This window comes from Mesorhizobium sp. M7A.F.Ca.ET.027.02.1.1, assembly GCF_004022985.1.
GTDB lineage: Bacteria > Pseudomonadota > Alphaproteobacteria > Rhizobiales > Rhizobiaceae > Mesorhizobium.
Map to the genome: position 1 here is coordinate 1 of NZ_RZOL01000364.1, position 6257 is coordinate 6257.

Annotated in this window: 8 protein-coding genes; 4 read left to right on the forward strand and 4 right to left on the reverse strand. The window is 62.6% G+C overall.

All coding sequences use genetic code 11. From position 1 onward, the window contains the following. The 3 genes from EN749_RS28285 to EN749_RS28295 form a co-directional block, all read right to left on the reverse strand. The coding region (locus EN749_RS28285) for an alanine racemase (RefSeq protein WP_189367761.1) at positions 1-510 on the reverse strand (510 nt) is incomplete at its 3' end. After that, complete coding sequence (locus EN749_RS28290; RefSeq protein WP_128364394.1) at positions 510-1787, reverse strand: D-arabinono-1,4-lactone oxidase; 1278 nt, start codon at positions 1785-1787, stop codon at positions 510-512. The genes EN749_RS28290 and EN749_RS28285, both read right to left, overlap by 1 nt. A 13-nt stretch (positions 1788-1800) precedes the next feature. Further along, the gene (locus EN749_RS28295) at positions 1801-2988 is read right to left on the reverse strand and encodes an MFS transporter (RefSeq protein ID WP_128364395.1); all 1188 of its coding nucleotides are present in this window, start codon (positions 2986-2988) and stop codon (positions 1801-1803) included. 124 nt (positions 2989-3112) lie between these two features. Between EN749_RS28295 and EN749_RS28300 the strand changes: the two genes are divergently transcribed. Then, positions 3113-3739, forward strand: a complete 627-nt coding sequence (locus EN749_RS28300) for a TetR/AcrR family transcriptional regulator (RefSeq protein WP_189367763.1) — start codon at positions 3113-3115, stop codon at positions 3737-3739. 26 nt (positions 3740-3765) lie between these two features. Here EN749_RS28300 and EN749_RS28305 read toward each other — a convergent pair whose 3' ends face one another. Further along, a complete protein-coding gene (locus EN749_RS28305; protein ID WP_127381483.1) occupies positions 3766-4617 on the reverse strand; it encodes a hypothetical protein in 852 nt (283 codons plus the stop codon). Between the two features lie 112 nt (positions 4618-4729). Here EN749_RS28305 and EN749_RS28310 point away from each other — a divergent pair, with 112 nt between their 5' ends. The 3 genes from EN749_RS28310 to EN749_RS28320 form a co-directional block, all read left to right on the forward strand. Continuing rightward, positions 4730-5527, forward strand: a complete 798-nt coding sequence (locus EN749_RS28310) for a class I SAM-dependent methyltransferase (RefSeq protein WP_128364396.1) — start codon at positions 4730-4732, stop codon at positions 5525-5527. A 165-nt stretch (positions 5528-5692) separates the two neighbouring features. Next, positions 5693-5989 (forward strand): co-chaperone GroES, encoded by a 297-nt coding sequence (gene groES, locus EN749_RS28315; protein ID WP_006203049.1) that lies wholly within the window; start codon positions 5693-5695, stop codon positions 5987-5989. 64 nt (positions 5990-6053) lie between these two features. Continuing rightward, the coding region (locus EN749_RS28320) for a TCP-1/cpn60 chaperonin family protein (RefSeq protein WP_281061927.1) at positions 6054-6257 on the forward strand (204 nt) is incomplete at its 3' end.

Genomic DNA, 6257 nt, shown 5'->3' on the forward strand with positions numbered 1-6257 from the left:
GGCCGGCAACGCGCTCAACGCCTTCGACAAGGCCTCAGGATTGGCGAACCCGCCGCGATGCAGCCCGACATCGATCTCGAAAGCGATGCGCAGGCCGATGCCGAGTTCGTCTGCCAGCGCGCCATATTCCGCCAGTCTTTCCTCGCTGTCGATCAGCCAGCAGACGCGCGACCAGTCGGTATCGGCTTTCACCAGCGCCGCCCTTGCCGCGCCGATCGGCATCGGCTTGCCGTAGAGCAGATCGGCATCCGGGAACGCCTTCAGCACCGCCTCGCTGATCGGCGGGTGGAAGGTCATGAAGCGCTCACTGCCAAGCGCCTTGGCGATATACGCAAGCAGCGGCATGCAGGCGAGCGATTTGTCGACCAGCCGCACGGCCAGCCCGGGATCGAGTCTGCCCTTCACCAGGGCAATATTGCCGTCCAGCCGGTCGCGATCGAGCAGCAGGCAGGGCTGGAAGATGCCGGCGGTCTTCAGCGCATCCGAGAGGGTGGAAAAATAGGTGCTCATCATTCGATGCCGAACAAGCCGGCCATATAGGGCGAGACGAAGCGGTTTTGCGGATCGACGTCGCGGCGCACCGCCATGGCGTCGTCCCAGCGCGGGTAGAGCTTTTTCAGATCCGCCGCTTTCAGGCTGTGCATCTTGCCCCAATGCGGCCGGCCGCCATATCTGCGGAAGATCGGCTCCGCCGCCCGCATGAACGGCAGAGGATCGTTCGCTGCATCATGGTGGATGGCGATGGAGCAGGTCAGCCTGTTGTAGAATGGCGAAAGCCAGAACTGGTCCGGCGCGACCGAGCGCACCTCCATCGGGAAATAGACCTCGGGAAAGCGCTTCTCGGTCAGCTCGATGATCTCGGCCAGCGCCTTCGGCCCCTCCTCGAACGGCAAATGATATTCCATCTCGTTGAACTTGGTCTGCCGGTCGCTGGCATAGACGTTGAGCCAGTCCTGCACGTAGTCCTCGGCGGGAAATCTGGCGGCCGCCGAACGGATCAGGCGGCCACGCAGCGATGGCAGCCAGGCAAGTGAGGTGCGCAGCCGACGCAGCGTCCTCAAACCCGCCTCGTCCTCTTCCGGCGGCCGTGCGGTGGGTGCGGCGTCGCTGAAATCGCTGGCGATGAACTGCGCATAGCCGGAGAACGGAATGTAGTAGAATTCGGCCGAGCGATGCGCGGCCATCATTGCCTCGAAGTCGCGCAGCATCTCAGTGATCGGCAGCACATATTTGCGGCGGCGCAACCGGTAGGTCGCGATGTTGTTCAGCGTCACTTCGGTGAGCACGCCGAAAGCGCCGAGCGCGACGCCCATGGCATGGATCATGTCCTGATCCCCTGCCCGCTTGAAGTCGCGGACCTTGCCGAGCCCGTCGACGATCTGCACCGTCTCCAGCTGCGTGTGATAGGCGCCGAGCGTCGGCCCCGAGCCGTGCGTAGCGGTACCCAGCGCGCCGCCAATCGCCTGGCGGTCGATGTCGCCCATGTTGGGCAGGCCCTGGCCAATGCCTTGCAGGATGTGCATCAGCGGGCCGAGCCGGGTCCCTGCCCGCACCCGCGCCTGATGTGTTTCGGCGTCGTGCGAGACCAGCCCTTCCAGCCTCTCCAGGGACAGGATCGTGCCTTGCGATTTCACCAGCGGCGTGAAGGAATGACCGGCACCGGCGACGCGCACCGGGCCAGGCGCGGTCCGGACGAGATCACCGAGTTCACCGGCATCGCCGGGGCTGGCGATCAGCTTGGGCTCGGCGCTTACAAAGCCCGACCAGTTGCTCCAAATGTTAGACATGCCACCTCCCCGCTCAGGCAACCGCACGACGGTGACGCGACACAAGGACGAAGAGACCGAGCAGCGCCACGCTGGCGACCGCGCTGGCGGCGGCGAATTCCGGAACTGGCCGGAAATCCTTGCCATCGATGAGCAGCGACGCCGCGATCGGCCCGATCGCCAGGCCGAAAAGTTGGGCTGCCGGCACCAGCAGCACGGCGGTGCGCGTCTCGTCGGCGGTGATCGCCAGACGGATCTGGTAGGGCACGATGAACAGCAGGATAAAGCCCATGGCCAAGGCAGCGACCCAGAACGTCGTCAGGCCAGGGCTACTGGCGAGAACCAGGGAGCTGACAAGCGCGACGACGCCGATCGCCGCGATGGCAAGGCGATAATCGATGCGCGCCTCGAACACGGTGGCCGTCATAGCACCCAGGACCTGCACGGCGAGGCTGGCCGAGACGATCAGGCCGACGGTGCGGCCATCGATGCCATACTGTGCGCCAAGCGGTTCCAGAAAGGCCCAGACCGCGCCGAAGAACATGAAATAGCAGAAGACGGACAGCAGCGCGGTCGTCGAGGGAAGCGTCAGCACATTGACCAGGTTCTCCTCCTTGGGCAGGTCGGCATAGTCACCGGGAACAGTGAAGGCGACCACCAGCGACACGACGCAGACGACGGCAAGAACGATGAAGCCGCCCGCCGACCCTGCGGCCGGGATGACATAGAGCGTCAGCAACAGGGCGAGCGCGCATTGCGCCAGCGTCTGCATGGTGACGAAATAGCCGCCGATGCGCTCGGCGCGCCGCGAGCGGGCGATCAGTTCGGTGGCGATGGCGACCAGACCGCCCTCGGCGAGCCCAGCCAGGGCGCGGGCCGCAATCAGCGTGCTGGTGCTCGCGGCATAGGCCGTCCACACATTGACCAGCGCCAGCAGCAGCAGAAGGACGGCACTTTTCCAGCGCATGTGGTGCGCCGAAAGCAGCATCGCCACGACAGCCGAACCGATGGCAATAGCGATCATCTCGGCTGTGGCGACCAGCGCCAGTTCGTCGCCGCTGACATGGCCTTCGGTGTAGAGAGCTCCGAGCAGCACCGGCTGCAGGCCGAGGATGAGCAGGCCGACCGAACCGATCCACAAGGCCGAGGCGAGCTGCCAGCCGGTCGGATTGCCGACCAGCCAGTCGCCACTGCCTGCGTGGCCGGTATCTGTCGAAGCCAAAGGCGCCTCCCAACGTCCTTGCCGTGCGGCAAAAAAGCTGACAACCTGTCAGTATTTCAGAAACTGATACTTGATCATATTTCTTGTCAACCGGAATTTGGGAAGCCGTGCGAAAGATCGGTGCATGACGGAATTGAAGAGAATGGCGACCGAGCCGAGGCGCAGGCCCAAGCAGGAACGCAGCCGCGAGCGCATCGACGCGATCCTGTCGACGACCATGCGGCTGATCGGAGAAAAGGGTATCGACGCCGTCACCATGAAGGAAGTCGGCATGCTGGCGGGCGGGCCGATCGCCACCGTCTACCACTATTTTCCCAACAAATCGGCGATCCTGGCGATGCTCTATGAGCGGTTTTCAGAGGTCAGCCGGGCACGGCTGACGACGATCATCGCCGAAATCCGCGACGCGAACGACGTGATCGTGGCCGCTGACCGGCTGCTCGATGATTATCTCAGCCGTGTCGCCGGCGATCCGGCCATCCAGGATCTGCAGAACGCAATCCAGGCCGACAAGGCGCTCAAAAACCTCGACATCGCCGAAACCCGACATCAGGCCAAAATGTTCTGCGACCACGTCATCGCCTTGCTCGAGCCCGAGAGGCGCGAGCAGTTCGAACGCATGGTCCTGCTGATCTTCCAGCTCGCCGGCGGCGTGGTGCGCCTGGCGCTCGCCGAGGGCGAAGCGGAAAGCCGCCAGACCATCGAGGATTACCGGTCTATCATTCACACGCAGCTGCGACTGTTTTTATAGGGCGGCCGCGGCGATCTCAGCCGCGCCTATTTCGCCCGATGGATGAGGCCTTCGAAGCCGTGAGTCAGATCGGAAGCGCCGGCCGCGAACATCTTGACGAGATTTTGCGGACGGCCGGGAGTCTTGTTTGCGTCGAGGAGAACGGCCCTCCCCTCATGCATGACGAAATCGAATTTTCCATAGTCAAAGCCGAGTTCACGCCGACGCTCACGCAATTCGTCGGGCACCGGGACAGGCTCGCGCCGGATCGTCTCCGATGCCTTGACCAGGCCGTTCGGGGAGACGTAGCGGGTGCAGCGCTCGCGCTCTCCGCAAAACACCCAGAAACGAACAGCAAAACCGTCGGGTTCTCTCTCCGGAATGAACTTTTCCACGACGAGATCGTCGCAATCAAAGACGCCATCTGGAACGTCGCCGAGAGATCCATGGACCTCATAAGGATGCAAGGCTGGCAAGCGCGGAAACGGCTGCTGTTTCCCGGCACGCTCGGATCGCCGGTTGAGGAGCGTCTCCGGAATACCCCGATTGTTGAGATTGCTTTTGACGATCACCTGACCTTGCCAGCTGTCGGTTCTGTCGACCAATGCGCCGCTGATCCGCCGCTTGGAGATGTCGGCGGCGCCGATGTTGAGGCAGAAGGCAAAACTCCGGGCGTAGTCGACATAGTCCGTGGGCGTCACCGTGGCATCGACATGCAATACCGCCATATCGGCGCTGACCGGCTTCGACAGGCCTTGCTGAACCTGAACCGAGTGGCCGCGCCTTTTCAATTCCGCAAGAATGTCGAACAGCATGTATGGGCTGCTCCTGCGCAGCAGGATGTCGCGCCTGCCCAGGAACCTGTCATGCTCGTGCGTTATCACAACGATGCGCGCCACTATCTACCTCTTGGACTGTCTGTAAATTCTTGAAATGTCTTGGCTTGTCCGACGACCTCTATTAAGCCCCGGCGGGTATCCAAATCCAGGCGTCCAGGGGCCAATAAATTGCATGACAAATCATTGGGACGATTACCACCGCCATTGGAAACTTCTGGAAGCGCCGCTCCGGCCAACAGCGGAAACCGTCGCTATATTCGATCGCGAACTTGATCTCGGAAATGCCGATGTCCTCCTCTTGGGGGTGACCCCGGAATTGGCAATTCTGGGCAAGTCGATGTTGGCGGTCGACCAGTCGGCGGCCATGATTTCCGGCGTATGGGCCGGCGATGACGGCTCGCGAAGGGCAATCGCCGGCAACTGGCTTAACCTGCCCGTGGATCACGCAAGCATCGACGCCGTCATCGGCGACGGATGCCTGTCGGCGGTCGATTCCCAGGCGGCGCGCAGTTCGTTGTTTGGCGAGGTCGCCAGGGTACTGAAGCCTGGCAGGCGCGCAGCGATCCGCGTCTTCGCACGACCGGAAACGGCAGATGATCTGCGCGGCGTCGAAGCTCTGGTTCTGGCCGGCGGGGTCGAGAATTTCCACGCGCTCAAATGGCGGATCGCGATGGCGTCCACGACGAACGACCCCGATTTCGCCATCAAGGTGGCAGCGATCCGCGATACGTTCGGCAGACTGTTCCCAGACCGCGAAGCTCTTGCCGCAAGGACGGGGTGGAGCATGAGCTCGATCAACACGATCGACGTCTATGCCGGCTCGGACATAGGCTACAGTTTCGCGACGCTGGCCACGCTGATCGAAGAGGCCGCCAACTGGTTCGGCGAGGTGCGCGTCGTGCCGAGCGGCAGCTATCCGCTGGCCGAACGGTGCCCGCTTCTGGTACTCGGTTCGGCCAGGCACCGGTAAGTTCATCATCATGCCGCCAAGAGGCGCTCCGAGCGCCTTGACTCCGGCGCGCCGCCAGCCTATTTCAGCGCCACGTTAGCACTCGCCTTTGGTGAGTGCTAACCACATGTCCGGCGCCGCCGGATGGAGGAACTGTTTCTCACCGTTCTCATCGAGGAAGAAAAAATGGCAAAGTCGAAGTTCCGCCCGCTTCATGACCGCGTGGTCGTTCGCCGGGTCGAATCCGAATCCAAGACCGCTGGCGGGATCATCATCCCCGACACGGCAAAGGAAAAGCCGCAGGAAGGCGAGATCATCGCTGTCGGCTCCGGCGCCCGTGACGAAGCTGGCAAGCTGGTCCCACTGGACGTCAAGGCCGGCGACCGCATCCTGTTCGGCAAGTGGTCGGGCACCGAAGTCAAGCTCAATGGCGAAGACCTTCTGATCATGAAGGAATCCGACATCATGGGCATCATCGGCTGATATCAGGCCTTTCCCCGTCAACTGAATTCCCGGGCTCGATCAAAGCCCCTGCCAGGAGCTAAAAATGGCTGCCAAAGACGTAAAATTCTCCCGTGATGCCCGCGAGCGCATGCTGCGCGGCGTCAACATCCTCGCCGACGCGGTGAAAGTCACGCTCGGCCCCAAGGGCCGCAACGTCGTCATCGACAAGTCGTTCGGCGCCCCGCGCATCACCAAGGACGGCGTTACCGTCGCCAAGGAAATCGAGCTTGAAGACAAGTTCGAGAAC

Bases quoted from the DNA above. Each gene is read 5' to 3' on its own strand.
- EN749_RS28290 (WP_128364394.1), bottom strand. From the start codon at position 1,787: ATGTCTAACATTTGGAGCAACTGGTCGGGCTTTGTAAGCGCCGAGCCC.
- EN749_RS28310 (WP_128364396.1), top strand. From the start codon at position 4,730: ATGACAAATCATTGGGACGATTACCACCGCCATTGGAAACTTCTGGAA.
- groES (WP_006203049.1), top strand. From the start codon at position 5,693: ATGGCAAAGTCGAAGTTCCGCCCGCTTCATGACCGCGTGGTCGTTCGC.
- EN749_RS28300 (WP_189367763.1), top strand. From the start codon at position 3,113: ATGACGGAATTGAAGAGAATGGCGACCGAGCCGAGGCGCAGGCCCAAG.